Source organism: Aliivibrio logei, from assembly GCF_001691055.1.
Classification (GTDB): domain Bacteria; phylum Pseudomonadota; class Gammaproteobacteria; order Enterobacterales; family Vibrionaceae; genus Aliivibrio; species Aliivibrio salmonicida.
Genome location: NZ_MAJU01000013.1, coordinates 100,453 through 126,313 on the forward strand (window position 1 = coordinate 100,453; position 25,861 = coordinate 126,313).

Here is a 25,861-nt window from a genome sequence, read left to right on the forward strand (position 1 = left end):
CAATTATTGACCTTCTTTTAATGCAGCGAACAGTTTTTTCAGTGCTTGACCACGATGAGACAGTTGCTTTTTACGTGCTGGTTCAAGTTCTGCAGAAGAGCAATTGTCTTCACTTACCCAAAAAATAGGATCGTAGCCAAAGCCATTTTCACCTTGTTGCTCCGTGGTAATGTGGCCTTCCCATGAACCGTGACAAATCAATGGCGTAGGATCGTTCTCATGCTTCATTAAGACTAAGACACAATGGAAACGGGCGGTACGTTTTTCTGTAGGAATACCGTCCATTGCCGCTAGCATTTTATCGATGTTCTTCTGATCAGTTGCGCCTTCACCAGAGTAGCGTGCAGAGTAAACGCCTGGTGCGCCATGTAATGCGTCGACTTCTAAACCGGAATCATCAGCAATTGCAGGTAATCCGGTTTCTTTAGCCGCATGACGCGCTTTGATGATGGCATTTTCAATAAAAGTAGTGCCTGTTTCAGCTACGTCAGACACATTAAATTCACTTTGTGCCACAACATCAAATCCAAAGTCAGACAAAACATCTGCCATTTCACGAACTTTACCTTGATTGCCTGTTGCTAATACGATTTTGCTCATAATGATTCTCTTACTCTTCTACGTAGAACTTTTGATTGAATTTTAATTTGCCAGCGCCTTTCTTTCCTGAAGATACATCAATATCAAAGCGAAAGGTTTCTTCGTTTGTTATTGGTAACTCAGCAATATAATAAATGGCATTTTGCTCTTTTATTTCACGGAAAGTCAGAGTCTTAGTTTGGCCTAATAAATTTTTAGCAGTGCCAGATACTTGAGCTGATATCGCCGGTTTTCCGGCTTGTGAAATATCTAAAACACTGATGTTTATTAATGCCGTGTAGCCAGAGCGTTTTAATTGATAAGCGCGAGCCACCTTAGGCGTTAAAAACGTGGAATTAAAAGCGGAATAATGCACTTCAATATTTTTTATCTGTACAAATTGCCCTGCAAAACTGGGTAAACTAAAAAGAAAGAGGGATAAAAGTAACAGCGTTTTTTTCATGTTAATCTCCATAAAGAAAAGCCGAGAATTAACTCGGCTCTAGCAGTATTTGAATGGCATCAGGAATAATTTCAGGAGAGTGAATTCGAACTTGTTTGTGACGATTAAGCTCTCCTTTTTCTACTGTGATTTTACCTTTAGCAACCTTAAATAATTTCGAGAAGTACTTAATCAAATGTGCGTTAGCTTTCCCATCAACGGGAGGAGCGGTAATCGCTACTTTGAGTTCCTCTCCATGTATACCAACGATTTGGTCTCGACTGGCCTTCGGTTGAAGGTAAAGTCTTAAGACCAAATCATCGTTATCGTATTTAATTGGCATTATTGCTTAGATTCCAATATCGATCAGATTACAAGCTATACCAAATCGGGCCAAGTAAATCACCCATTAAGAAGTTAGCAAATTGAAGCACAATGAACAGCACTAATACGCTTAAATCTAACCCGCCCATTTGAGGAAGGATCTTACGAATAGGAGCAAGCATTGGTTCCGTCAATTGGTTCATTACATATTCAATTGGGCTACGGCCTTGGCTAACCCAACTAAGGATGGCTCGAACTAATAAAATCCAGAACAGTAAACCACCAGCGGCTTTTGCAAGAGCAATAAGACCAATGATTAAAAACTCAGGTCCAAAAGTAATTCCGCCTGAAACGACAACTTGCAGAGCAACAAATTTAACAACACACAGAACATAAGCAAACAGAACGGTGGCTAAATCTAAGCTTCCTATTGATGGAATAATACGACGTAAAGGCGAAACAACGGGTTGCGTAGCCTTGATGATAAATTGTGAAAATGGGTTATAGAAATCGGCACGTGCCACTTGTAACCAAATTCGTAGAATCACAACCATTATGTATAAATCAAAAACGGTAGAGATTAAAAAGCTCATTGCATTCATAGTTAGTTAACCTTAAAAATCATTGGTTTTTTTATAGCGTTTTTTAAACAGAGTTGCTTCAAGCAAAGCAGTTTTTAAAACAACGTTTCCATTTCTTCTGCACGAGCTACGGCCGCTTGCATTGCTTTAGCGACGATCTCTTGCAGATGATGTTCATTAAACGTGCGAAGTGCTTCAGCAGTGGTCCCACCTTTTGAGGTCACTTGTTCACGCAGTGTTGATAATGGTGTTTCAGGATTTGCTACGACCATTTCGGCGGCACCGAGTGCGGATTGTTGCACTAACAGACGAGCGGTATCCTCACTAAAGCCCTGTTTAATGGCTTCGGCTTGCATTGCTTCCATAAATAAGAAGAAATACGCAGGTGCGCTTCCTGCTGCTGCAATGACAGAATTAATACCAGATTCTTTTTCAACCCAGCAGACTTCCCCCACGGCTGAAAGTAAATCACTTGCAAAATGTTTGTCTTGTTCGGAAATATGCTCAACGGCAAATAGGCCACTCATGCCTTTACCGACTAATGCTGGCGTATTCGGCATGACTCGAACCAAATTTAATTCGGCAGCGAACATTTCATTTAAGCGTTTAGCTGAAATACCAGCAGCAATCGAAATAACCAGTTTATCAGAGTAATCCACGGATTGGAGTGGCTTTGCTGCGGTCTCCATCATTTGTGGTTTTACAGCAAGAACAATAACGTCAGCCTGTTGAGCTGCGGCAAGGTTATCGGTACTGATGTTAATACCATAGCATTGCTCTAAATTGTTTAGTTTGTCAGTGCTTGGGTTTGTTGCAGTGATATTTTTTTTTGGATAACCACTGCTAATTAAGCCAGCAATGATTGAACGAGTCATGTTTCCCGCACCAATAAAAGCAATGTTACGATGTTCCATTCGTATTCCTATTTTTTATTTTTAAGAGTCGCTTACTGTGTATTATTACTTAATTGGTATAGTTTCTTGCACCAAAAATAGCAGTACCAATACGTACCATCGTAGAGCCTGCTTCAATTGCGGCATCCATATCACCGCTCATGCCCATCGATAAGGTATCAACCTGTGGATATTGTGCTTCTAATTGGTTTTGAATGGAAGCAAGTTGTTTGAATGCGGCTAATTGCTCTTCGTAATTAGAGACATTTGCCGGGATAGACATTAATCCTCGAAGTGTTAGGTTTGGCATTGCCTGAATAGCCGCGGCCAGTGCCATTACCTCATTAACTGTGGTGCCTGACTTACTGTCTTCTGAGCTAATATTGACCTGAATTAATACGTTTAGTTCACCTAAATCAGAGGGACGTTGTTCATTTAAACGTTGAGCTATCTTAAGACGATCAATAGAATGCACCCAATCAAAATGTTCGGCAATTGGACGAGTCTTATTCGATTGAATTGGTCCGATAAAATGCCATTCTAATTCGATATTCGAATGATTTTTTTGAAAGTAGTCGACTTTATCAACACCTTCTTGAACGTAGTTTTCACCAAAAGAGTGTTGACCCGATTCGATTGCTTGTTCGAGTAACTCGATAGGTTTGGTTTTACTTACCGCCAGTAGTTGCACTGAATCGGGGGATCGACCACATTTTTGAATGCTATTCTCTATCTGAAGAGTGATTTGGTGGATATTTTGCTTAATACTAGTCATAGAAACGATTACCGAGGAAAATTATGGATATCACAGAACTACTGGACTTTAGTGTAAAACAAAACGCATCAGATCTACACCTATCTGCAGGAGTTCCTCCTATGGTACGTGTTGATGGTGAGGTTCGTAAACTCACATTACCTGATTTTACACACGCTGATGTTCATCGCTTAGTGACTGATATCATGAATGATGCTCAACGAAGTGAGTTTGAAGAAAAGTTAGAAGTTGATTTTTCTTTTGAGCTTCCGAGTGTGGGGCGTTTTCGTGTGAATGCATTTAATCAATCACGAGGTTGTGCCGCTGTCTTTAGAACGATCCCTGTTGAGGTTCCTTCTCTTGAGCAATTAGATGCCCCTGATATTTTTCTTGATATCGCAAAATATCAAAAAGGGTTGGTATTAATTACAGGGCCGACGGGATCGGGTAAATCAACAACATTAGCGGCGATGGTTGATTACGTTAATGAACATCATAATAAGCACATTCTCACGATCGAAGATCCGATTGAGTTTGTTCATAAAAATAAAAAATGTTTGATTAACCAACGTGAAGTTCATCGTGATACTCACAGCTTTAAAGCGGCATTACGATCGGCGTTGCGTGAGGATCCTGATGTTATTCTTGTGGGGGAATTGCGAGATCAAGAAACAATCAGTCTTGCATTAACAGCAGCGGAAACCGGACACCTCGTGTTTGCTACGTTACACACCAGTTCTGCGGCAAAAACCATTGACCGTATTATTGATGTATTTCCTGGCAGTGATAAATCAATGGTGCGTTCAATGTTGTCGGAATCATTAAGAGCCGTGGTGGCTCAAACGTTATTAAAACGAATTGGTGGTGGACGAATTGCTTGTCATGAGATAATGATAGCAACCCCTGCAATACGTAACTTAATCCGAGAAGATAAAGTCGCTCAGATGTATTCAATCATTCAGACTGGTTCCGCTTTTGGAATGCAAACCATGGAGCAAAATGCAAAGAAAATTATTGCTCAAGGGTTAGTTGACCCTGATGAAGTTGTAAAGAAAGTTGAAATAACCAGTATGGGTTTTTAATCATGAATTTGGATGATTTATTGAATCAGATGGTGAAGCAGAAAGCCTCTGATATTTATATTACGGTGGATACACCGTGTTTATTACGTGTTGATGGCGTTTTACAAGCGACAGGGGCAAAGCAAACGGTAGAGTCTGTAACTGCCCTGTTGGCTGAGATGATGAACGATGATCGAGAAAAAGAATTTACTCAAACATTAGAAGCCAATTTTGCCATTGTAAAAGAGAGTGGTCGTTTTCGTGTGAGTGCATTTTGGCAGCGTGAACAACCGGGGGCCGTGATCCGTAGAATTGAAACTAAAATCCCATCCATGGATTCACTGTATTTACCGAGTATCATGAAAGACTTGGCGGTAGCTAAACGAGGATTGGTTCTAGTTGTGGGAGCGACGGGATCTGGAAAATCGACAACAATGGCTGCGATGACTGGGTACCGGAATGATCATAAATCGGGTCATATTTTGACGGTGGAAGATCCGATTGAATTTGTTCATCCACATAATAAATGCATCGTGACTCAACGTGAAGTTGGGCTAGATACAGACAGTTATGAAGTTGCTTTAAAAAATTCATTACGCCAAGCGCCCGATATGATTTTGATTGGTGAAATTCGAACCAGAGAAACGATGAAGTACGCGATGATGTTTGCTGAGACTGGGCATTTGTGTATGGCAACGTTACACGCAAACAATGCAAATCAAGCATTAGAGCGTATTTTACATTTGGTTCCAAAAGAGAATAAAGAGCAATTTTTATTTGATCTCTCAATGAATTTAAAAGGTGTGATTGCTCAACAATTGGTTCCTGATGCTCAGGGAAATGGGCGTCACGGTGTGTTTGAAGTATTACTCAATACTCCTCGAATCGCCGATTTAATTCGTAGAGGTGATCTGCATGAATTAAAAGGGACAATGACACGCTCTCGTGAATCAGGAATGCAGACGTTTGATCAATGCTTATTTGATTTAGTGATTGATGGCAAGATTACAGAAACAGAAGCTCTGCACAGTGCGGATTCTGCAAATGACTTAAGGCTGATGCTGAAGACTAAGCGTGGTGATTCATTTACCACATCAAAATTTGATAATGTGTCGATATCGTTAGATTAAAAGCAGGATTCAGGACGCTTTGTGTTTAGAATTCAGAGGTGTGTGCGGTGAGTGTTACGCTCACAACGAGTACCTCTGAACCCTGCTTTATGTTTTTGGACCTTAGCCCCATTGACTTTCAAACCAACTTTCTAAAATAACAACGGCAGATTGGCAATCGACATTGCCTTTTGATAATGCTTTATAGCCACCGAATTCAAATAAATCAGCGCGAGCTTCTACGGTTGATAAGCGTTCATCGTGCAGTTCAACTTGATTACCAAAACGACCGTGCAGACGGTTAGCAAATTTCTTTGCTTTTGGTGTGATAACGTCTAATTCTTTACCATGAAGATCGGTTGGTAGACCAACAACGATCAAATCAGGTTGCCACTCTTTAATTTGCTTTTCAATATCATCCCAATTAGGGGTGCCATCTTGAGCTTTAAACGCTTTTAATGGACTTGCGGTGCCTGTGATTTCTTGCCCAATGGCAGAGCCAATGCTTTTTGTGCCAAAATCAAATGCCATGATGGTGCGTGAACTCATGCGTGTCCAACCTCGCTGGATATATTTACTGGACTAATGCCTAGCATTTCGATAGCTCTGCGCCAACGATCAGGAATAGGAGTATCAAAAATAACAGAAGAATCTGCTTCTAAGATTAGCCATGTGTTTTCAGATAATTCTTGCTCTAGTTGCCCTGCATCCCAGCCAGAATAGCCAAGAGCGACTAAATATTTATAAGGTTGATCTTCGGTACCTAAGGTTGCCAAAATATCTTTAGACGTCGTAACAGAAAGTTCTTCGGTGACTTCAATACTAGAACTGTAATTGTCTTTTGGATAATGAAGAACAAATCCACGATCATCAGATACTGGACCGCCATTTAGTACCGGTTGAGATAGCGTTTGAGGGAAGATAATAGGGGAAGGATTATCCAGTTTGATTTGGTCAAGCATGCCTTTCAGTGAAATTTGCACTGGTTGGTTTATGCGTAACCCCATTGTACCATCGGAATCGTGCTCACAAATATAGATCACACTCCGTGTAAAAACGGGATCATTCATACTTGGCATAGCAACCAGAAAATGGTTTTTTAAATCCATAATGCCTCCTAAAATCGTATGATAAAAACAGTGGGGGATTTCCCACTGCTTATCTTTAGCTTAGGTGATTTTACTTAAGCTGACTTCTCATTAATGCGACGCTCTATTGCATCCATTAATTTTCCTGTAATTGAGATATCAAAAGCGGCTTCGATCTCTTTAATACACGTAGGACTGGTAACGTTAATTTCGGTTAATTTGTCGCCTATAACATCAAGGCCAACAAAAATAAGTCCTTTTTCTTTTAGGGTCGGAGCAACCGCATTTGCAATGGCCCAATCGGTTTCACTGAGTGGTCTAGCTTCACCGGTACCACCAGCGGCTAAATTACCACGAGTTTCGCCTTTTGCAGGGATACGTGCCAAGCAATAAGGCATTGGTTCACCATCAACTACTAGAATACGTTTATCACCATTACTAATATCAGGAACAAACGTCTGTGCCATGCAATAGTTTTGTTCGTGGTTAGTGAGTGTTTCGATGATAACCGACACGTTTGGATCGCCTGCTTTCACACGGAAAATTGATGCACCACCCATACCATCAAGCGGCTTAAGAATAATGTCGCCGTGTTTTTCGCGGAACGCTTTAATTTTGTCTGATTTACGAGTAACTAGCGTTGTTGGTGTCAGTTCTGGGAACCAAGCGGTAAACAGTTTTTCATTACAATCACGTAAGCTTTGTGGTTTGTTTACAATCAGAGCACCTTGAATTTCAGCACGCTCTAAAATGTAGGTCGCGTAAATGTATTCTGTATCAAACGGAGGATCTTTACGCATTAAGACTGCATCAAGTTCAGCAAGATCAATCGTCTGCTCTGATTTGAATTCGTACCAACCAGTAGGATCTTCTTTTAGTTCAACAACTTTAGTATCGGCAACCGCTTTACCTTGGTCTAGGTGAAGATCGGCCATTTCCATGTAATGGATTTCCCAGCCGCGTTTTTGAGCTTCAAGCATCATGGCAAAGCTAGAGTCTTTTTTAATGTTAATGGATGAAATAGGATCCATTACGATACCGAGTTTGATCATTGTGTTTCTCCAGTTAGCCAAGATCGCCAAAACGAACTTGTAAGGCTGTAATTGCAGTAAGTGCTGCGGTTTCGGTTCTTAAAACCCGAGGACCAAGCAACGTTTCTTCAAATTGATATTGTTCTGTCATGGTAATTTCTTCAGACGACAAACCGCCTTCTGGACCAATCAACAAACGAACATTAGTAACAGGTTCTGGTAGGGTGTTAATCGAATATTTGGCTCTTGGATGAAGGTTTAATTTGAGTCCTTCATATTCTTCAGCACACCATTCTTCTAATGACATAATTGGACGAATTTCAGGAATAGTATTACGTCCACATTGTTCACAAGCGGCGATTGCAATTTTTTGCCATTGTTCGAGTTTCTTCTCAAATCGTTCTTTATTGAGTTTTACGCCACAACGATCTGAAATCAGAGGAGTAATGACATTAACACCGAGTTCTACCGATTTTTGAATGGTGAATTCCATTTTATCACCACGAGAAACAACTTGCCCTAAATGTAAATTCAATGGTGATTCAATACTACGCTCTATGCGTTCATTGATCTCCACTTCAACACTTTTCTTTGATGCAGAGGTAATGGTTGCAGGGAATTCAGCGCCGCTGCCATCAAATAATAATACAGCTTCACCTTCTTTCATTCGCATAACGCGTCCAACGTGGTTGGCTGCATCATCACTTAAATTTACTTTCCCTTGTGATGGAAGGGTTTCAGGATGGTGGATTCTAGGTATTCTCATGGTCTACTTTTCTTTATCTATCTTATGGTTAAGGATGGGGGGTAATACGTGCTTTTTCAACCTCTATTTACGGCATGCTTTATAAACAAATTGATTATGATTGCCTTGGATTTTTGCTATACGCTCATCACGAGTACATTCCCAAGTTGATACTGGATACTGTTTGTTCCATGCTTCCATAAGTTGTCGCTGTGCTTTTGATAAGTTAAATTTATATTCGTTATTCATATAAAGATACGTTCGGGCAATGGCACCACGAGATTGTGCTGGTGGCTCGGCAACACGGCCTTTGAAGTCGACTTTAAAAGCACATTGGCCATAGAAAGCGCCTTTGCTTCCATTCCATTGTGAGAATCGGAAATTGGATCGGTCCCCGTTTACTTCACCAATCGCAGGCACTAGATTATGTAAGTCGGCTTCCATTGATTTGAATTGCTTGTCGTTTCTAGTGCAATTTTTACGACCACCCTTTTGCCAACATTGACGTTGATGACCAAATTGCCATGCTGGAACAACGTGCTCCCACTCAATACGACTGGCTCGTTTTTCTTGTTTACGGACTTGGTATCCGCAGCTTTCTAATTCAGGGATCCCTTTCTTTTTATTTTTCCACGTAATGTCACAGCCACAATAAAAGGAGGTTGGGTAATCAAGATAGATTTTGACGGCTTCTTTTTTTGCTTTTGAGAAAGAAGAAGGAGGTGCTGCCATTACATTAACAGTGAAACTGATAGCAATAAGACTGATAACTAAGCGAATTAATTTCATAAAGTACACTACTGATTATTGTATTAATGCAGTAAGAGTAGCTTATTGTTAAAGCTCTTTATAGATAAATTGAGTAATAGAAGTTAATGATAGTAAAGGCTATTTTTTGACCATCTTTAATGGTGACTGGCATTGTCGACAAAGGTATTGAGTTTCTTTTCGTTGGACTCGGTTGTGGCGACGGACCGTTAATTCATGTGTTGTGCATTTACAGCGATACGGGAAGGTTTTTCCTTTTACTGATTCAACGCTAAAACTGTGCGTAGTTCGGGCTGGTAAATTGAAGACTTGATTCATTATACCTTGCCACTCTTTACCATGTGGTTTTACTCGACCATACAGTTTAAACGTAATTAAATGGGCAATTTCATGAGGGATCACTTCATTCACAAAGGTGTGCTGATTTTCTTCTAAGAGAATAGGGTTAATACGAATTTCCCAACCTTGAAGTCGTGCTGTACCTGCTATTTTTCCACGTTGAATAAAATTAATCGCGGGTAAGGAAAAAGGGCGATTAAAAAAAGTGGATGCCTGTTGAATGCACTGTTGCGCTTTGGCTACGGATGCTTGTTGAAGTGGGGTCATTGAATCTCTTTATCTTGAATATCACATTAACGCTTTTAACTATAAAGAGTATATGGGGCTAGAAAACAAAAAAGGAAGCCGAAGCTTCCTTTTTTAAAGAGTTTTTAAGTCTTGAATTACTTAATACCAGCGAAATCACGAAGGATGTCTGCTTTATCAGTCGCTTCCCAAGGGAATTCTTCACGACCGAAGTGACCGTATGCTGCCGTCTTCTTGTAGATTGGTTGAAGAAGGTTAAGCATTTCTTGTAGGCCATATGGACGTAAGTCAAAGTGCTGACGAACCGATTCAATGATGATGTCGTGAGATACTTTTTCAGTACCAAATGTTTCAATCATGATAGATGTTGGATCAGCTACACCGATAGCGTATGAAAGTTGGATTTCACAACGGTCAGCCATGCCAGCTGCAACGATGTTTTTCGCTACATAACGTGCTGCGTATGCTGCTGAACGGTCAACTTTTGATGGATCTTTACCAGAGAATGCACCGCCACCATGACGAGCTGCGCCGCCGTAAGTATCTACGATGATTTTACGACCAGTAAGACCACAGTCACCCATTGGGCCACCGATAACAAAACGACCTGTTGGGTTAATAAAGAATTTTGTTTCTTTATTTAACCATTCTTGAGGAAGTACTGGCTTGATGATTTCTTCCATTACTGCTTCACGAAGATCCGCAGTCGTTACTGAATCACTGTGTTGAGTTGAAAGTACAACAGCATCAATACCAACAATTTTTCCTTGGTCGTATTGAAAAGTAACTTGAGATTTTGCATCTGGGCGTAGGAAATCCAATTTTCCGCTTTTACGTACTTCTGCTTGTTGTTTAACAAGAAGGTGTGCGTAAGTAATCGGTGCAGGCATTAAAATTGGTGTTTCGTTCGTTGCGTAACCAAACATGATGCCTTGGTCGCCAGCGCCTTGTTCTTTTGGATCTTCTTTATCAACACCTTGGTTGATATCAGGAGATTGCTTACCAATTGTGTTTAATACAGCACAAGAGTTAGCATCAAAGCCCATGTCAGAATGAACATAGCCAATTTCACGAACGGTTTCACGAGTGATTTCTTCGATATCAACCCATGCAGAAGTTGTTACTTCACCACCGACCATAACCATGCCAGTTTTTACGTACGTTTCACAAGCAACACGTGCTTTGGGATCTTGTTCTAAGATCGCATCAAGTACGGCATCTGAAATTTGATCGGCAATTTTATCTGGATGACCTTCTGATACTGATTCAGAGGTAAATAGGTGTTTAGCCATGATGAGCTCCACTTCTATAGGTAATAAATTTTTAGAAAATACCCACAGTATATATAAGTCTATACGTTTAACAGTGTAGGTGTTCTTCCATCTAGACGGCCATAATAGAGAAAATTTGATTAATTACAACTCATTTGGGGTAAGAAAATAAATATAAGACATAACCAATCGTTTGCGTTCTGCAATTGGATTTATCTACAGAAACAAGGTTTTCTGTCAAAATCGTGAAAAAAAGCGCTTTATTTGCTAAGTAAACGTTTGCAGTCACTATTAGGCTTTGCGACAATACGGCGCTGCAAATTTAAGTTAATCCATAAATATGGGTAACTAATCAAGAGTTAACTAGCTCAATAAATATATAGTCCTTCGAATTCTCAGGAGCAGGCATGTCTTCACGTAAACATTTAGCAAATGCAATCCGCGCTTTAAGCATGGACGGTGTACAACAAGCAAATTCTGGTCACCCAGGTGCACCAATGGGCATGGCAGACATCGCTGAAGTATTATGGCGTAGTCACCTAAATCACAACCCACAGAATCCAGAGTGGGCTGATCGCGACCGTTTCATTCTTTCTAACGGCCACGGCTCTATGCTGATTTATTCTCTGCTTCATCTTTCAGGTTATAACCTGTCTATCGAAGACTTAAAGAACTTCCGTCAATTGCATTCTAAAACTCCAGGTCACCCTGAGTACGGCTATGCACCAGGTATTGAAACAACAACGGGTCCATTAGGCCAAGGCATCACTAATGGCGTTGGTATGGCAATGGCTGAAAAAGCATTAGCTGCACAGTTTAACCGTGAAGGCCACGACATCGTTGACCACAATACATACGTATTCATGGGCGATGGCTGTCTAATGGAAGGTATCTCTCACGAAGCATGTTCTTTAGCGGGTACATTAGGTCTTGGTAAGCTTGTTGCTTTCTGGGATGACAACGGTATCTCTATCGATGGTGAAGTTGAAGGTTGGTTCTCTGACGATACTCCTAAGCGTTTTGAAGCGTACGGTTGGCATGTAATTCCTGCGGTTGATGGTCACGATGCTGACGCAATCAATGCAGCAATCATTGCAGCAAAAGCGGATCCTCGTCCTACGTTGATCTGTACTAAAACAGTGATTGGCTTCGGTTCTCCAAACAAGCAAGGCACACACGACTGTCATGGTGCTCCACTAGGTGCTGATGAAATTGCAGCAACTAAGAAAGCATTAGGTTGGGAGTTCGGCGCATTTGAAATTCCAACAGACGTCGCTGCTGAGTGGGATGCAAAAGAAGCTGGTGCAGCAAAAGAAGCGTCTTGGGATGCTAAATTTGATGCCTACGCTGCTGCACACCCTGAACTCGCTGCTGAATATAAGCGTCGTATCAACGGTGGTTTACCTGCTGAGTGGGAAGAAAAAACATCGGCAATCATTGCTGATCTTCAAGCTAATCCTGCAAACATCGCATCACGTAAAGCATCGCAAAATGCACTAGAAGCGTTTGGTGCAATGTTACCTGAATTCATGGGCGGCTCTGCTGACCTTGCACCGTCTAACTTGACGATGTGGTCTGGCTCTAAATCATTAACCGCTGATGATTTCTCTGGTAACTACATTCACTACGGTGTACGTGAATTTGCGATGACAGCAATCATGAACGGTATCGCTCTGCACGGTGGTTTCGTACCCTATGGCGCAACGTTCCTAATGTTCATGGAATACGCGCGTAACGCAATGCGTATGGCTGCACTGATGAAAATTCAGAACATCCAAGTGTACACACACGATTCAATCGGTCTAGGTGAAGATGGTCCAACTCACCAACCGGTTGAGCAAATCGCTTCACTGCGTTTAACTCCGAACATGAGCACATGGCGTCCATGTGACCAAGTTGAATCTGCAGTTGCTTGGAAACTAGCGATTGAACGTCGTGATGGTCCTACGGCTCTGATCTTCTCTCGTCAAAACCTTGCACAACAAGATCGTGATGCAGAGCAAGTCGCTAATATCGCAAAGGGTGGTTACATCCTGAAGGATTGTGAAGGTCAACCTGAGCTTATCTTTATCGCTACTGGTTCAGAAGTTGAACTTGCAGTTGAAGCTGCGGCTCAACTTACAGCGGAAGGGAAAGCGGTACGTGTTGTATCAATGCCAGCAACAGATGCATTTGATAAGCAAGATGAAGCCTACCGTGAATCAGTACTTCCATCAGCAGTAACAAAACGTGTTGCTATTGAAGCGGGTATTGCTGACTTCTGGTATAAGTATGTTGGTTTCGGTGGCAAGATCATCGGTATGACAACGTTTGGTGAATCAGCACCTGCTGATGAGCTATTCAAAATGTTTGGTTTCACTACTGAAAATGCAGTGAAAACAGCAAAAGAGCTTTTAGCTTAATCAAGAGTTATTCGCTTAATAAAAGCGAGTGATTGAATAAAAAGCGAAGTTATCGAAAGGTGGCTTCGCTTTTTTGATCCTTTAAGAAAAAAGTGAAAAGAGTACAATAGAGGACAAATAAATCTGAGTGAATGGAATTATGTTAAGAGTGGCGATAAATGGATTTGGTCGAATTGGTCGTAGTGTATTACGTGCTTTGTATGAAAGTGGTAAGCGTGATCAAATTGAAATCGTGGCTGTGAATGAATTATCACAACCAGAAGGAATGGCGCACCTTCTTCAATACGATTCAACTCATGGACGTTTTCTGCATAAAGTCACCCATGATCAAGAATATCTTTATATTGATTTACCTAATGGCTCTCAAGATCGAATTCGTATTGTGCATCAAGCCGATATTTCTCTTTTGCCATGGCAATCATTGCAAGTAGATTTAGTGCTGGATTGTACTGGTGTTTATGGATCTAAAGCGGATGGCGAGAGGCACATTGATGCGGGTGCTAAAAAGGTTTTATTTTCACACCCAGGAAGCGCAGATTTAGATAACACTATCATTTACGGTGTTAATCATGACACATTGCTTCCTGAGCATAGAGTTGTCTCTAATGGGTCTTGTACTACTAACTGTATTATCCCAGTGATTAAGGCGATTGATGATGCTTTTGGTATTGAGTCTGGCACGATTACGACGATTCACTCTGCGATGAATGATCAACCCGTGATTGATGCGTATCATACTGATTTACGTCGAACTCGAGCAGCAAGCCAGTCTATAATTCCAGTAGATACAAAACTGCATAAAGGTATTGAACGAATTTTTCCGAAATTTTCCAACAAATTTGAGGCTATTTCTGTGCGAGTACCGACGGTAAACGTCACTGCGATGGATTTAAGTGTAACAATTAATACAAATGTGAAAGTTAATGACATAAATCAAACCATTGTTAATGCATCTCAGTGTACATTACATAACATTGTTGATTATACTGAAGCGCCACTTGTTTCTATCGACTTTAATCATGATCCCCATAGCGCGATTGTCGATGGTTCACAAACAAGAGTGAGTAACGGGCATTTAGTTAAAATGCTGGTTTGGTGTGATAACGAATGGGGCTTCGCTAATCGGATGCTAGATACCGCATTAGTAATGAAAAAATAAAAGCATCAATCAAATAATTTGTGATGGAAAGAGAAAAAAGATTAATTTTCACCTTGAAAAAAGTGAACTCCATCCCTATTTATTGAATAATGCAGTAAGAATTTAATCGGTTTGGCAATGATGCCGAGCTTGAAAGCTTTTTATTATTTAATTGAGAGGACACAACATGTCTGTAATCAAGATGACTGACCTGGAACTTGCAGGTAAACGCGTATTTATCCGTGCTGACCTAAACGTACCAGTAAAAGATGGCAAAGTAACTTCTGATGCACGTATTCTTGCATCTCTACCAACGATTAAGCTTTGCTTAGAAGCTGGCGCAAAAGTAATGGTTACTTCTCACCTTGGTCGTCCAACGGAAGGCGAATACAACGAAGAGTTCTCTCTAGCTCCTGTCGTTAACTACTTAAATGACGCACTAGATTGTGACGTTAAACTAGCTAAAGATTACCTAGATGGTCTTGAATTAAATGCTGGTGAGCTAGTTGTTCTTGAAAACGTTCGCTTTAACAAAGGCGAGAAGAAGAACGAAGAAGCGCTTTCTAAGAAATACGCAGCACTATGTGACATCTTCGTAATGGATGCATTTGGTACCGCTCACCGTGCTCAAGCGTCAACTCACGGTGTTGGCATGAACGCTCCTGTAGCGTGTGCTGGTCCTCTTCTAGCTGCTGAACTTGAAGCACTAGGCAAAGCAATGGACAATCCTGCTCGTCCACTTGTTGCAATCGTTGGTGGTTCTAAAGTATCAACTAAGCTAACGGTTCTTGAGTCTTTATCTAAAATTGCTGACCAACTTGTTGTTGGTGGTGGTATCGCGAACACATTCATCGCAGCTCAAGGTCACAACGTAGGTAAGTCTTTATACGAAGCTGACCTAGTTGAAACGGCTAAAAAACTGATGGTAGAGTGTGCAATCCCTGTTGCTACTGATGTTGCGTGTGCAAAAGCATTTGATGAAAACGCTGAAGCTGAAATCAAAAACGTTGCAGACGTTCAAGACGACGACATGATCTTCGACCTTGGTCCTGATTCAACAGCGGTTCTAGCTGACATCATTAAGAATGCAAAAACAATTCTTTGGAATGGCCCAGTTGGCGTATTTGAATTCAAAAACTTTGAAGCAGGTACTGCTGGTATTTCTAAAGCAATCGCTGATTCTGAAGGTTTCTCTGTTGCGGGTGGCGGTGATACGCTAGCGGCTATCGATAAGTTCGGAATCAAAGCTGACGTTTCTTACATTTCTACAGGTGGCGGTGCATTCCTTGAGTTCGTTGAAGGTAAAGTACTTCCTGCAGTAGCAATGCTTGAAGAGCGTGCTAAAGCGTAATTATTTAAAGGGCGGGAATTGAACATTCCCGCTTTTTACGTTTGTTGCCACTAATGTTTATTGATACAATAGAAAAAGTTGTGAGCAAACGTTTGCAAAAATTTGAACGTAAGTTTTTTAATTTTAAAACGATAGAATAAATAGGACTACTTCCATGTCTAAGATCTTCGATTTTGTAAAACCTGGTGTTATTTCTGGCGACGACGTACAGAAAGTATTTGCAGTAGCAAAAGAAAACAAATTTGCTCTTCCTGCGGTAAACGTAGTGAATACTGATACTATCAATGCTGTTCTTGAAGCTGCTTCTAAAGCTAAAGCACCAGTTGTTGTTCAGTTCTCTAATGGCGGTGCTGGTTTCTTCGCTGGTAAAGGCGTTAAACTTGAAGGCCAAGGTGCACAAATCCTTGGTGCTGTAGCGGGTGCAAAATACGTTCACGCAGTTGCTGAATCTTACGGTGTTCCAGTTATTCTTCATACTGACCATGCTGCTAAGAAACTTCTTCCATGGATCGACGGACTACTAGACGCTGGTGAAGTATTCTTCGCTGAAACTGGTAAGCCTTTATTCTCTTCACACATGCTAGACCTTTCTGAAGAGTCTCTAGAAGAGAACATCGAAACTTGTGCTAAGTACCTAGAGCGCATGGCTAAAATGAACATGACAATCGAGATTGAACTTGGTTGTACTGGTGGTGAAGAAGACGGCGTTGATAACTCTGATATGGACGCATCTGAGCTTTACACTTCTCCTGAAGATGTTGCATACGCATACGAGAAACTAACGGCTATCAGCCCACGTTTCACTATCGCTGCATCTTTCGGTAACGTACACGGTGTTTACCAAGCAGGTAATGTTGTTCTTACTCCAACTATCCTACGTGATTCTCAAGCTTACTGTGCTGAGAAATTCGGTATCGCATCTGATGCACTTAACTTCGTATTCCACGGTGGTTCTGGTTCTTCTGAAGCAGAAATCCAAGAATCTATCGGTTACGGCGTTATCAAAATGAACATCGATACTGATACTCAGTGGGCTTCATGGGATGGCGTTCGTGCATACGAAGCTGAAAACCGTGATTTCCTACAAGGTCAAATCGGTAACCCAACTGGCGAATCTGCGCCTAACAAGAAGTACTACGATCCACGCGTTTGGTTACGTGCAGGTCAAGCTTCTATGGTTACGCGTCTTGAAAAAGCATTTGCTGACCTTAACGCAATCGACGTACTATAATTTTTATTATAGACCGCTCGAATTGAGTTAATAAAAACCCGCTGATTAGCGGGTTTTTTTATGTTTGTAAAAAAGGGACTAGAGGCGAGGATTTAGGAACAAGTCTTTAGCTCTGACTTTTACCCGAAGCGTTCTTGTTCTTAGTACCTAAGTGACTTCCAATAAAAAAGCAGCCTGTAAAAATACAGGCTGCTTTTATTGTATCTAGAGCGTAATGCTTTAGTTAACGGGGTTTATGTAATTACTTTTTCTTCTTCTTTTTCTTTGGTGCATTTTTCTTTGCTAACACCGCTTTTTTCTTCGCATTTTTCTTTTGTTTGTTCTTAAATACCGCTTTTTTATGTGTTGGTTTTAACCCTTCAACAAAGCGTTCTTTAATAATTTCATCTTCTTCTTTAACGTAACGGCCAACGCGTTCCATCATTTTTTGATCATGTGCTTCAATCAAAGAAACAGCATTGCCTTTTTTACCTGCACGAGCAGTACGACCGATACGGTGTAAATATACATCTGCTGTACGAGGCATATCAAAGTTAATCACATGACTAACATCGGGTAAATCGATGCCACGAGCAGCAACATCTGTAGCAATCAATACGTTAACTTTACCATCACGGAAACGAGAAATTGCATTGTTACGGCTTTCTTGAGGCATTTCACCTTGTAACCAAGCACATGAAATCTTAGCTGTTTCTAAGTGACCACGAAGTTCAGCAAGACGCTCACGAGTTTTTACAAATACAATCGCGCGCTCAGTTTGGTTCGTTAGAATGCTTTTCAGTAATTCTATTTTATGTGGCAAGCTATCGGCACGGTGATACCACTGAGTGATTTTCTTACGTTCACGGCGCGATGGTTCTGCGACAATTTTTGCTGGTTCGTTTAATAGATCAGCGGTAAAACCATCAACACCACGACCTTCTAATGTTGCAGAGAACAAGAAGGTTTGTTTACGCCAGCGACACTCTTTTGAAAGACGATCAACAACAGGACCAAAACCCATGTCTAACATACGGTCGGCTTCATCAAGGATCAGGGTTTCAATGGCACGACAATCAAAACGTTCAGCTTCGATGTACTCCATTAAACGACCTGGCGTTGCTACCACAATATCTTGAGTTCTTGCCAAAATGTCAGCGTGCTCTTGGTAGCTGATACCACCAGTGATAGTAAATACTTTATGGTGAGTGTATTTAGCTAATTCACGAGCTTCATCCGCAACTTGGATAGCAAGTTCACGAGTTGGCGTTAGGATTAATACACGCGCAGGACCTGGATCACGACGAGGAAAATCGTCAAGATGCTGTAAAGCGGGCAGTAAAAAAGCCGCAGATTTACCAGTTCCAGTTGGAGCAGAAGCAAGGATGTCTTTACCTTCTAATGCTTCAGGGATCGCCATAGCCTGAACTTGAGTTGGACGTTGATAACCAATCTCCTCAAGAGCGCGCAGTAGGTTAGGGGATAGATCGAGATCAGCAAACGTTTTGATCACTGTTAGATTCTCCGTTCAGGTCTAAAGAGTATAAATATGATATTAGCCAGACATTATAGTGATTTATTAGAGACGGATCACCGATCTTTTAAGCCATATTGAGATAAAAGTGTCTAGTGAGCTGAATAAAGTCATTACTATAACCATCTTTACTGTGGATTATTAATGTAGTCTCTTGATAAATATAAGGAAAAATTGATAGCTCAATCAATAATCTAGAAACATCTTTTTTTTCTGTGGTTTGTATTTTTGTTAGTTTTGTAAGGTGAAAACTGTGTTTTTTAGCAATTTCAATGAATTGATTACCTTCAATGAATGGAAGAATGAAACTTGCACGCCCTTTAGAGGACATTAATGCCTTACAGCATTTTAATAATTTATCAAAAGGTAGGCTATCAGTATGGCGGGCAATTGAGCGTTCGCCTTTCTGTGATTGCTCACCATTATTGAAATAAGGTGGATTGCAAATAATAGCGTCATATAAATGAGCTGGGTGATAATGAAGAATATCTTGATGAATTAAGTGTAAACGGCTTTTCCAAGGGCTTTGAACAAAGTTTTGTAAAGCAACTTCAGCAGCAAGAGGCATTAACTCTACCGCATCAACATGACTATTTTCATTTCTCTGAGCACTCATAAGGCTTAATAACCCCGTTCCGCAGCCAATATCTAAAATATTTTTGCTTTGTTCAATATTAGCCCAAGCACCAAGAAGCACGCCATCGGTGCTTACTGGCATTCCGCATAGACCAATATTGATATGGAACTGTTTGAAAGTGAAGCCTTTATTCATTAGATGCTCATTTATAGTTATAGTTGTTAATTTTGTGTTTCTTATGTTAAGTGGTTTATTGTTCTATTTTAGATCTATTGTTAAATGCTTAAGTATTGAATTATGGTTCTTATTTTTGCCTATAAAACAGGGTATTAAACTGCTTGGTAGGTTGTGTTTGTATATATTATGGTGTTTTTATCTACACTATTGCGATTTAATGATTAATTGGTCATTATTCTTAAATAAATATCAAAAAAGATATAAAAATACGAAATCAAACACACAACATTATAAGAAGGGTTTTCTGTGAAACAATCACTAAAACTAACCGATATCATAGCCGTTGGCTTTATGCTTTTTGCCTTCTTTTTAGGTGCAGGCAATATTATATTTCCACCAATTGCAGGTCAGATGGCCGGTGAACATGTTTACAGTGCAATGGGAGGGTTCCTTATTACTGCGGTAGGTTTACCTCTTATGACCATTATTGCTATTGGTGTAGCTGGTGGATCTTGGCAGCAACTTACTCGTGATTTACCACCAAAAGTAGCGATTATTATGGCTATTTTGATGTTTGTTATCATTGGGCCTGCATTTGCTGCCCCTCGTACAGGTTTAGTTGCTTATGAAATGGCTGCAAAACCATTTATGTCTGCTGATGCCGGACAAATATCATTAACACTATTCTCAATCGCATTCTTCTCAATCGCAATGTTTTTTGCCTGGTCGCAAGGTAAGCTTATCGATACGATTGGTAAGTTTTTAACGCCAGCATTATTCATTGGTTTAATCATTTTAGCGATTGCGGTATTTGTTAATCCACAAGGTGAGATTGTTGCAGCAACAGGTAACTATATCAATCAACCATTAACGACTGGTTTCTTTGAAGGTTATAACACCATGGATACGTTTGGTGCGTTAATGTTTGGTATTTTAATGATTGATGCATTAAAAAAGAAAGGCATTACAGATCATAAAGCGACCACTAAATATTTAACTGCTGCAGGTTGTATTGCGGCATTAGGCCTAGCATTTGTTTATGTCTCTTTATTCTACCTTGGTGCGACGTCTAGCTCTGTTGCTCCTGGTGCAACAAATGGCGGTGAGATTTTAACTGCATATACTCATGCGCTATTTGGTTCTTCTGGCCAAATCGTATTGTCTATTATAGTCATGATTGCTTGTTTAACGACGGCTATCGGTCTTATTTCCGCTTGTGCTGATTACTTTAGTTCAATTTGTAAGGTGACTTATAAAACATGGGTTATTGTTGTTGGTGTGGCTTGCGCTATTGTGGCTAATGTTGGTCTCACTCAGCTTATTGCACTATCGGTACCAGTATTATTCCTACTTTACCCTATTGCGATGGCTCTGATTGTTTTAGCATTTTTGCGTCATATGATGCCGAATCCTCGTCTGGCATACCGTGTCGTTGTTACTGTTGCAACTTGCTTTGCTGTATTAGATGCGGCGAAAGTAGCGGGTGCAGATATGTCGGCATTCTCGATGCTACCAATGTTTGATCGCGGTATGGCTTGGGTTATCCCTACGTTTGCGTCAATTATCATTGTTCGTTTTATTGGTAAGAAAGAAGACGAGTTAGTGACTAAAGAGGTGTAATTATCTCTAGATAATAGAGTTTCTTGCTTTTCTTCTATTAAGAGCTAATGCTGAACTTGTTAGATATTTAATGTTCTAACTGGGTCACATTAGCTCTTATTCGTTTTTGTTAGTAAAGTGATTTGAATTTAAAGAGAGTCGTGGTATTCCACTAGGATTTGTTCACACCATTGCTCAATACGCTCGTCACTTTTATCGTATTGGCTGTCTTCATCTAATGCCAAACCAACAAAGTGAGATTCGTCTTCTGTTAATGCTTTTGAGGCATCAAATACATAACCTTCATTTTTCCAATAACCAATGAAAGTTGCATCAGTCGCTTTTAATTCATCGTGTAATAACCCCATTGCATCTAAGAACCACTCGCCATAACCTCCTTGATCGCCAAGACCAAATAAAGCAATGGTTTTCCCTTTTAAGGACAGTCCGTCTAATTCTTCCCATACCGCCAACCAATCTTCTTGGATTTCACCAAAATCCCACGTCGAAATCCCGAGAATGAGCAGATCGTAGTCATTCATTGCTGACGCTGACGTGTCTTTAATATTGAAAATATCAACGATATCTTCACCAATGGTTGAGCGTATTTTCTCTGATGCCATTTCGGTATAGCAGGTAGAAGAACCATAAAATAGGCCGATTTTCATTCTATATTCCATAACAATGAGGATTAGTTGTAGTGTACCGCAAATGATTCTTAAAATTAAACTTGCATTGAAAGTCAGTTAAATTGTTTAATACTGTAATTCTAACCAGTATTTCTGGTATGCAGTCTTTGTGGTGATGGTAATGAATAATGATATGGCGTTGATCGAGCGTTTTTTAGATACCATGTGGATGGAACGTGGATTATCTGAAAATACGTTGTCTTCTTATCGAAACGATTTAATGAAATTATTGAATTGGTTAGATGAGAATCACTATAAGTGTGCTTCTATCTCTGCAATGGGATTAAATGAATACCAAGCTTATTTAGTTGATAAACAATATAAGCAAACATCTCGAGCTCGTATGCTTTCTGCTTTGCGTCGATTTTTCCAGTATTTACATCGTGAAAAAATTAGAGGTGATGATCCTACCGCGTTACTAATGAGTCCCAAGTTACCGCAACGATTACCGAAAGATCTAAGTGAAGAACAAGTAAATGACTTACTGGAAGCACCTAATGTAGATGATCCATTAGAACTCCGTGATCGCGCTATGTTAGAACTGCTTTACGCGACAGGTTTGCGTGTGACGGAATTAGTGAGTTTAACGATGGAAAATTTGAGTTTACGTCAAGGTGTCGTACGAGTTACTGGTAAGGGAGATAAAGAGCGTTTGGTTCCAATGGGAGAGAACGCGGTTTATTGGATTCAAACATTTTTAGATCAAGGTCGATCAACTCTATTGGGCGAAAAAAGCTCAGATGTGGTTTTTCCTAGTCGACGTGCAAGACAAATGACAAGACAGACATTCTGGCATCGCATAAAGCATTATGCCGTAATTGCAGGGATTGATACGGACAAATTATCGCCTCACGTTTTACGCCATGCTTTTGCGACACATTTGCTAAACTATGGGGCAGATCTTAGAGTCGTACAAATGTTGTTGGGACATAGTGATCTTTCTACCACACAAATATATACTCATGTAGCAACAGAGCGTTTGAAACAGATACATCAAGAGCATCACCCTCGTTCTTAATGAATGGGAACTTCTTGGTTTTTCTAAACTCTAATGATTTAAACGTTCTTACATCACACTTTTTTATAGGTAACCTTTTATGTCTTTTATTCGCCGTACTAGCGCAATGATTATTGCTCTATTGAGCGTCGCTTCTTTTACTGCTTGTTCTGATGAGCAAGTAAAAGAAACTGCAACACCGGCTTCTCCTGTAGTGGCATCTAATAGTGATTCAACAACTGCGATTACTCAACGATTAACGACATTAGGTTTACCCGTTGAAGCCATTCATGATTCTGATATTGATGGTTTTAAACAAGTTGAAACCCCATTTGGTATTTTTTACGTCTCTGATGATGGTAAGCACTTTATTCAAGGTCGAATTTTTGAGTTTGATGAAAATGGCAATATGAAAGATTTGTTAGCGGCTCGTTTTGCTAAGCTAGTCGATAGCCAAAGTGAGAACATGATCGTGTTTCCTGCAAAAAACGAAAAGTATGTGATTACCGTCTTTACCGACATCACCTGTGGTTACTGTACAAAACTGCATAAAGAGATGAAAGAGTATAATGATGCAGGAATTACGGTTCGTTATTTAGCGTATCCTCGTCAGGGCTACCAAGGCTCAGTTGCCGATAAAATGGCGCAAATTTGGTGTGCTGATGATAAACAGCAAGCGATGGAAGATGCGAAATCTAATCGCCCAATAAATGGTTCAAAACCCGCGACTGCTCAGTGTAAAAATATCATTAAAGAGCAATATCTTTTAGGTCGTAAAATGGGTGTAAATGGCACGCCAGCTATTGTTTTACCTAATGGCGATTTAGTTCCTGGTTACAAACCTGCGAAAGAATTGCTTGCCGATTTAGAAAAATAATTTCTCTTTCTTTAATCGAAATCCCCGTCTTGTTACGGGGATTTTTTGTATTTAATAAACGTAATGTTAGGCCAATATCATGATTGAAGTGAAACGTCGTATTATTCCTGTTATTCCAAACTTTCCGAGTTCAATTCCTTCAATCTTACAACGGATTTATGCGACTCGTGGGATCACATCCAATAATCAGTTAGAACGCGGTGCTAAGCATTTACTGTCATTTCAATCAATGCATGGTATTGAAAAAGCGGTTGATATTTTAGTTGAAGCGATAGCAAAACAAACACGAATTATTGTTGTGGGTGACTTTGATGTTGATGGAGCGACGAGCTCTGCACTGTCAGTCATGGCATTTCGAATGATGGGCAGCAATAATGTGGATTACTTAGTCCCTAATCGTTTCGAAGATGGGTACGGATTAAGTCCTGATGTGGTTGATCAAGCCAAAGCAATGGGGGCTGAGATCATTATGACCGTTGATAATGGCGTATCGTCTATTGATGGTGTCGCTGCTGCTAAAGCTTATGGTATGCAAGTGGTGGTGACGGATCACCATTTACCGGGGTCATCATTACCAATTGCAGATTCGATTGTGAATCCAAACCTTGAAGAGTGTGCCTTTCCTTCTAAATCGTTAGCTGGCGTAGGGGTTGCTTTTTATTTGATGTTGGCTATCCGTGCGCGTTTACGTGAAAACAACTGGTTTGAAACGCAAAATATTCCTATCCCTAACCTTGCTGACTTATTGGATTTAGTCGCTTTAGGTACTGTTGCTGATTTAGTGGCTTTGGATGAAAATAACCGTATTTTAGTGCATCAAGGTATTCAACGTATTCGAGCTGGGAAATGCCGTCCAGGAATTCAAGCGTTGATCGAAGTTGCCAATAAAGTGCCATCTAGGATCAATGCTTCAGACTTTGGTTTTGCGTTAGGCCCTAGAATTAATGCGGCAGGGCGTTTGGATGATATGTCATTTGGCGTAGAACTTTTGATGTCCAACAATATTCATGCTGCTCGTCGTATGGCGTCAGAATTAGATGCTTTAAATCAAACTCGTAAAGAAATAGAACAAGGCATGAAAGAAGAAGCGATGGCAATCTGTGAGCGCTTAGAGTTTGGTGCACAAAGTGAATTGCCATTTGGTTTAGTTTTATTTCAACGAGATTGGCACCAAGGTGTGATTGGTATTTTAGCGTCTCGTCTCAAAGAGAAATACCATCGTCCAGTGATTGCTTTTGCTGATGGTGGTGATGGGTTAATTAAAGGATCATGCCGTTCAATCTCGGGTTTTCATATGCGTGATGCGTTGGATTTAATTGATACCCGAAACCCCGGTTTAATATTAAAATTTGGTGGTCATGCGATGGCTGCGGGATTAAGTATTAAAGAAGTCGATTACAAACGTTTCTCCCAAGCGTTTGATGACGTGGTCCGTGAATCAGTAGAAGAAGAAGCGTTAACTGGGGTGGTATTATCTGATGGCGAATTAATGCCCGAAGAATTTACCTTAGGAACGGCTGAGATCCTTCGTGCTGGTGGTCCTTGGGGACAAGCCTTCCCTGAACCTATTTTTGATGGTGAGTTTAAAGTATTGAATCAACGTTTGGTTGGTGAAAAACACCTTAAGTTAATGCTAGAACCAATACATAAAGATTTTCCAACCAACAAAATGATCGATGCCATTGCCTTTAATATTGACGTACGTCGTTGGCCAGATGCTTCAGTACAAAAAGTGAAGTTAGCTTACCGTTTAGACATTAATGAATTCAGAGGCAATCAGACATTACAGTTAATGGTTGACTATATAGAACCGATATAGAGTCTTGATTTAGGGACTAAAGTTAATTTTAACTAAACCTTGCGTTAATAAATACTTAATGACTTGTTGCATTTATAGCCTGTATGAAAATGGAAAGGCTCGTATTCCAAGCTGAAGTTAAATAAAAAGGGATTTGGTGTGATGAAATTTACACCATTTTCTAAAAGTGTATTGTTCTTGCTTTTAGAGGTTGAAATACCTCGATTTCTATCACACTTTTGGTTAAAATCGTTAGGTTATTTTTTATTCGGCGATGATAA

26 protein-coding genes are annotated in these 25,861 nt (G+C 40.3%); 10 read left to right on the forward strand and 16 right to left on the reverse strand.

Going from position 1 to position 25,861, the window contains the following annotated elements; genetic code table 11:
* Positions 1–3: 3 nt before the first annotated feature.
* The 6 genes from A6E04_RS13620 to A6E04_RS13645 form a co-directional block, all read right to left on the reverse strand.
* Entirely contained in the window at positions 4–600 is a 597-nt protein-coding gene (locus tag A6E04_RS13620; RefSeq protein WP_017022753.1) for an XTP/dITP diphosphatase, read from the reverse strand.
* Positions 601–610: 10 nt separating this feature from the next.
* Positions 611–1,042, reverse strand: a complete 432-nt coding sequence (locus A6E04_RS13625; protein WP_017022754.1) for a DUF4426 domain-containing protein — start codon at positions 1,040–1,042, stop codon at positions 611–613.
* Between the two features lie 28 nt (positions 1,043–1,070).
* Positions 1,071–1,364: a DUF167 family protein YggU gene (gene yggU / locus A6E04_RS13630; RefSeq protein WP_026025546.1), complete on the reverse strand. Its 294-nt coding sequence runs from the start codon at positions 1,362–1,364 to the stop codon at positions 1,071–1,073.
* Between the two features lie 28 nt (positions 1,365–1,392).
* Entirely contained in the window at positions 1,393–1,947 is a 555-nt protein-coding gene (locus A6E04_RS13635; protein ID WP_012549350.1) for a YggT family protein, read from the reverse strand.
* A gap of 74 nt (positions 1,948–2,021) precedes the next feature.
* Positions 2,022–2,840 (reverse strand): pyrroline-5-carboxylate reductase, encoded by an 819-nt coding sequence (proC, locus tag A6E04_RS13640; RefSeq protein WP_017022755.1) that lies wholly within the window; start codon positions 2,838–2,840, stop codon positions 2,022–2,024.
* A gap of 49 nt (positions 2,841–2,889) precedes the next feature.
* The gene (locus A6E04_RS13645) at positions 2,890–3,594 is read right to left on the reverse strand and encodes a YggS family pyridoxal phosphate-dependent enzyme (RefSeq protein WP_065611631.1); all 705 of its coding nucleotides are present in this window, start codon (positions 3,592–3,594) and stop codon (positions 2,890–2,892) included.
* A 23-nt stretch (positions 3,595–3,617) separates the two neighbouring features.
* Here A6E04_RS13645 and A6E04_RS13650 point away from each other — a divergent pair, with 23 nt between their 5' ends.
* Entirely contained in the window at positions 3,618–4,655 is a 1,038-nt protein-coding gene (locus tag A6E04_RS13650; protein ID WP_065611632.1) for a type IV pilus twitching motility protein PilT, read from the forward strand.
* 2 nt (positions 4,656–4,657) lie between these two features.
* Complete coding sequence (locus tag A6E04_RS13655; RefSeq protein ID WP_065611633.1) at positions 4,658–5,764, forward strand: PilT/PilU family type 4a pilus ATPase; 1,107 nt, start codon at positions 4,658–4,660, stop codon at positions 5,762–5,764.
* 102 nt (positions 5,765–5,866) lie between these two features.
* Here A6E04_RS13655 and ruvX read toward each other — a convergent pair whose 3' ends face one another.
* The 7 genes from ruvX to metK form a co-directional block, all read right to left on the reverse strand.
* Entirely contained in the window at positions 5,867–6,292 is a 426-nt protein-coding gene (gene ruvX / locus A6E04_RS13660; protein ID WP_012549355.1) for a Holliday junction resolvase RuvX, read from the reverse strand.
* The gene (locus A6E04_RS13665) at positions 6,289–6,852 is read right to left on the reverse strand and encodes a YqgE/AlgH family protein (RefSeq protein WP_065611634.1); all 564 of its coding nucleotides are present in this window, start codon (positions 6,850–6,852) and stop codon (positions 6,289–6,291) included. Before A6E04_RS13665 ends, ruvX begins: the two co-directional genes overlap by 4 nt.
* 74 nt (positions 6,853–6,926) lie before the next feature.
* Positions 6,927–7,883, reverse strand: coding sequence for a glutathione synthase (gene gshB, locus A6E04_RS13670; protein WP_023604091.1), 957 nt, complete (start codon positions 7,881–7,883; stop codon positions 6,927–6,929).
* Positions 7,884–7,896: 13 nt separating this feature from the next.
* Positions 7,897–8,628, reverse strand: coding sequence for a 16S rRNA (uracil(1498)-N(3))-methyltransferase (rsmE, locus tag A6E04_RS13675; protein ID WP_023604092.1), 732 nt, complete (start codon positions 8,626–8,628; stop codon positions 7,897–7,899).
* Between the two features lie 63 nt (positions 8,629–8,691).
* Positions 8,692–9,396, reverse strand: a complete 705-nt coding sequence (locus A6E04_RS13680) for an endonuclease (protein WP_023604093.1) — start codon at positions 9,394–9,396, stop codon at positions 8,692–8,694.
* Positions 9,397–9,495: 99 nt separating this feature from the next.
* Positions 9,496–9,981, reverse strand: a complete 486-nt coding sequence (locus tag A6E04_RS13685; RefSeq protein ID WP_023604094.1) for a SprT family zinc-dependent metalloprotease — start codon at positions 9,979–9,981, stop codon at positions 9,496–9,498.
* Between the two features lie 116 nt (positions 9,982–10,097).
* On the reverse strand, positions 10,098–11,252 hold the full coding sequence (gene metK, locus A6E04_RS13690; protein WP_017022762.1) for a methionine adenosyltransferase: 1,155 nt from the start codon (positions 11,250–11,252) through the stop codon (positions 10,098–10,100).
* Positions 11,253–11,638: 386 nt separating this feature from the next.
* Here metK and tkt point away from each other — a divergent pair, with 386 nt between their 5' ends.
* The 4 genes from tkt to fbaA all read left to right on the forward strand — a co-directional run bounded on the left by tkt (position 11,639) and on the right by fbaA (position 17,353).
* Positions 11,639–13,633 (forward strand): transketolase, encoded by a 1,995-nt coding sequence (gene tkt / locus A6E04_RS13695; RefSeq protein ID WP_065611635.1) that lies wholly within the window; start codon positions 11,639–11,641, stop codon positions 13,631–13,633.
* A gap of 139 nt (positions 13,634–13,772) precedes the next feature.
* Positions 13,773–14,792 (forward strand): erythrose-4-phosphate dehydrogenase, encoded by a 1,020-nt coding sequence (epd, locus tag A6E04_RS13700; RefSeq protein ID WP_012549364.1) that lies wholly within the window; start codon positions 13,773–13,775, stop codon positions 14,790–14,792.
* A gap of 166 nt (positions 14,793–14,958) precedes the next feature.
* The gene (locus A6E04_RS13705) at positions 14,959–16,122 is read left to right on the forward strand and encodes a phosphoglycerate kinase (protein WP_017020416.1); all 1,164 of its coding nucleotides are present in this window, start codon (positions 14,959–14,961) and stop codon (positions 16,120–16,122) included.
* Between the two features lie 154 nt (positions 16,123–16,276).
* The gene (gene fbaA / locus A6E04_RS13710) at positions 16,277–17,353 is read left to right on the forward strand and encodes a class II fructose-bisphosphate aldolase (RefSeq protein WP_012549366.1); all 1,077 of its coding nucleotides are present in this window, start codon (positions 16,277–16,279) and stop codon (positions 17,351–17,353) included.
* A gap of 241 nt (positions 17,354–17,594) precedes the next feature.
* Here the strand turns inward: fbaA and srmB are convergent, their stop codons facing one another.
* Together srmB and A6E04_RS13720 are read right to left on the reverse strand one after the other, a co-directional pair.
* The gene (gene srmB / locus A6E04_RS13715; RefSeq protein WP_012549367.1) at positions 17,595–18,845 is read right to left on the reverse strand and encodes an ATP-dependent RNA helicase SrmB; all 1,251 of its coding nucleotides are present in this window, start codon (positions 18,843–18,845) and stop codon (positions 17,595–17,597) included.
* 88 nt (positions 18,846–18,933) lie between these two features.
* On the reverse strand, positions 18,934–19,638 hold the full coding sequence (locus A6E04_RS13720; RefSeq protein WP_065611636.1) for a tRNA1(Val) (adenine(37)-N6)-methyltransferase: 705 nt from the start codon (positions 19,636–19,638) through the stop codon (positions 18,934–18,936).
* Between the two features lie 288 nt (positions 19,639–19,926).
* On the opposite strand from A6E04_RS13720, the gene brnQ reads away from it, so the two are divergent.
* A complete protein-coding gene (brnQ, locus tag A6E04_RS13725; protein ID WP_017020417.1) occupies positions 19,927–21,240 on the forward strand; it encodes a branched-chain amino acid transport system II carrier protein in 1,314 nt (437 codons plus the stop codon).
* A gap of 128 nt (positions 21,241–21,368) precedes the next feature.
* Here brnQ and fldB read toward each other — a convergent pair whose 3' ends face one another.
* A complete protein-coding gene (gene fldB, locus A6E04_RS13730) occupies positions 21,369–21,887 on the reverse strand; it encodes a flavodoxin FldB (protein WP_012549370.1) in 519 nt (172 codons plus the stop codon).
* Positions 21,888–22,029: 142 nt separating this feature from the next.
* Between fldB and xerD the strand changes: the two genes are divergently transcribed.
* The 3 genes from xerD to recJ all read left to right on the forward strand — a co-directional run bounded on the left by xerD (position 22,030) and on the right by recJ (position 25,601).
* A complete protein-coding gene (gene xerD / locus A6E04_RS13735; protein ID WP_023604098.1) occupies positions 22,030–22,926 on the forward strand; it encodes a site-specific tyrosine recombinase XerD in 897 nt (298 codons plus the stop codon).
* Between the two features lie 79 nt (positions 22,927–23,005).
* Complete coding sequence (gene dsbC, locus A6E04_RS13740) at positions 23,006–23,782, forward strand: bifunctional protein-disulfide isomerase/oxidoreductase DsbC (RefSeq protein ID WP_023604099.1); 777 nt, start codon at positions 23,006–23,008, stop codon at positions 23,780–23,782.
* Positions 23,783–23,861: 79 nt separating this feature from the next.
* On the forward strand, positions 23,862–25,601 hold the full coding sequence (recJ, locus tag A6E04_RS13745; protein WP_012549373.1) for a single-stranded-DNA-specific exonuclease RecJ: 1,740 nt from the start codon (positions 23,862–23,864) through the stop codon (positions 25,599–25,601).
* Positions 25,602–25,861 lie beyond the last annotated feature (260 nt).

Bases quoted from the DNA above. Each gene is read 5' to 3' on its own strand.
- A6E04_RS13620 (WP_017022753.1), bottom strand. From the start codon at position 600: ATGAGCAAAATCGTATTAGCAACAGGCAATCAAGGTAAAGTTCGTGAA.
- A6E04_RS13625 (WP_017022754.1), bottom strand. From the start codon at position 1,042: ATGAAAAAAACGCTGTTACTTTTATCCCTCTTTCTTTTTAGTTTACCC.
- yggU (WP_026025546.1), bottom strand. From the start codon at position 1,364: ATGCCAATTAAATACGATAACGATGATTTGGTCTTAAGACTTTACCTT.
- A6E04_RS13635 (WP_012549350.1), bottom strand. From the start codon at position 1,947: ATGAATGCAATGAGCTTTTTAATCTCTACCGTTTTTGATTTATACATA.
- proC (WP_017022755.1), bottom strand. From the start codon at position 2,840: ATGGAACATCGTAACATTGCTTTTATTGGTGCGGGAAACATGACTCGT.
- A6E04_RS13645 (WP_065611631.1), bottom strand. From the start codon at position 3,594: ATGACTAGTATTAAGCAAAATATCCACCAAATCACTCTTCAGATAGAG.
- A6E04_RS13650 (WP_065611632.1), top strand. From the start codon at position 3,618: ATGGATATCACAGAACTACTGGACTTTAGTGTAAAACAAAACGCATCA.
- A6E04_RS13655 (WP_065611633.1), top strand. From the start codon at position 4,658: ATGAATTTGGATGATTTATTGAATCAGATGGTGAAGCAGAAAGCCTCT.
- ruvX (WP_012549355.1), bottom strand. From the start codon at position 6,292: ATGAGTTCACGCACCATCATGGCATTTGATTTTGGCACAAAAAGCATT.
- A6E04_RS13665 (WP_065611634.1), bottom strand. From the start codon at position 6,852: ATGGATTTAAAAAACCATTTTCTGGTTGCTATGCCAAGTATGAATGAT.
- gshB (WP_023604091.1), bottom strand. From the start codon at position 7,883: ATGATCAAACTCGGTATCGTAATGGATCCTATTTCATCCATTAACATT.
- rsmE (WP_023604092.1), bottom strand. From the start codon at position 8,628: ATGAGAATACCTAGAATCCACCATCCTGAAACCCTTCCATCACAAGGG.
- A6E04_RS13680 (WP_023604093.1), bottom strand. From the start codon at position 9,396: ATGAAATTAATTCGCTTAGTTATCAGTCTTATTGCTATCAGTTTCACT.
- A6E04_RS13685 (WP_023604094.1), bottom strand. From the start codon at position 9,981: ATGACCCCACTTCAACAAGCATCCGTAGCCAAAGCGCAACAGTGCATT.
- metK (WP_017022762.1), bottom strand. From the start codon at position 11,252: ATGGCTAAACACCTATTTACCTCTGAATCAGTATCAGAAGGTCATCCA.
- tkt (WP_065611635.1), top strand. From the start codon at position 11,639: ATGTCTTCACGTAAACATTTAGCAAATGCAATCCGCGCTTTAAGCATG.
- epd (WP_012549364.1), top strand. From the start codon at position 13,773: ATGTTAAGAGTGGCGATAAATGGATTTGGTCGAATTGGTCGTAGTGTA.
- A6E04_RS13705 (WP_017020416.1), top strand. From the start codon at position 14,959: ATGTCTGTAATCAAGATGACTGACCTGGAACTTGCAGGTAAACGCGTA.
- fbaA (WP_012549366.1), top strand. From the start codon at position 16,277: ATGTCTAAGATCTTCGATTTTGTAAAACCTGGTGTTATTTCTGGCGAC.
- A6E04_RS13720 (WP_065611636.1), bottom strand. From the start codon at position 19,638: ATGAATAAAGGCTTCACTTTCAAACAGTTCCATATCAATATTGGTCTA.
- fldB (WP_012549370.1), bottom strand. From the start codon at position 21,887: ATGAAAATCGGCCTATTTTATGGTTCTTCTACCTGCTATACCGAAATG.
- xerD (WP_023604098.1), top strand. From the start codon at position 22,030: ATGAATAATGATATGGCGTTGATCGAGCGTTTTTTAGATACCATGTGG.
- dsbC (WP_023604099.1), top strand. From the start codon at position 23,006: ATGTCTTTTATTCGCCGTACTAGCGCAATGATTATTGCTCTATTGAGC.
- recJ (WP_012549373.1), top strand. From the start codon at position 23,862: ATGATTGAAGTGAAACGTCGTATTATTCCTGTTATTCCAAACTTTCCG.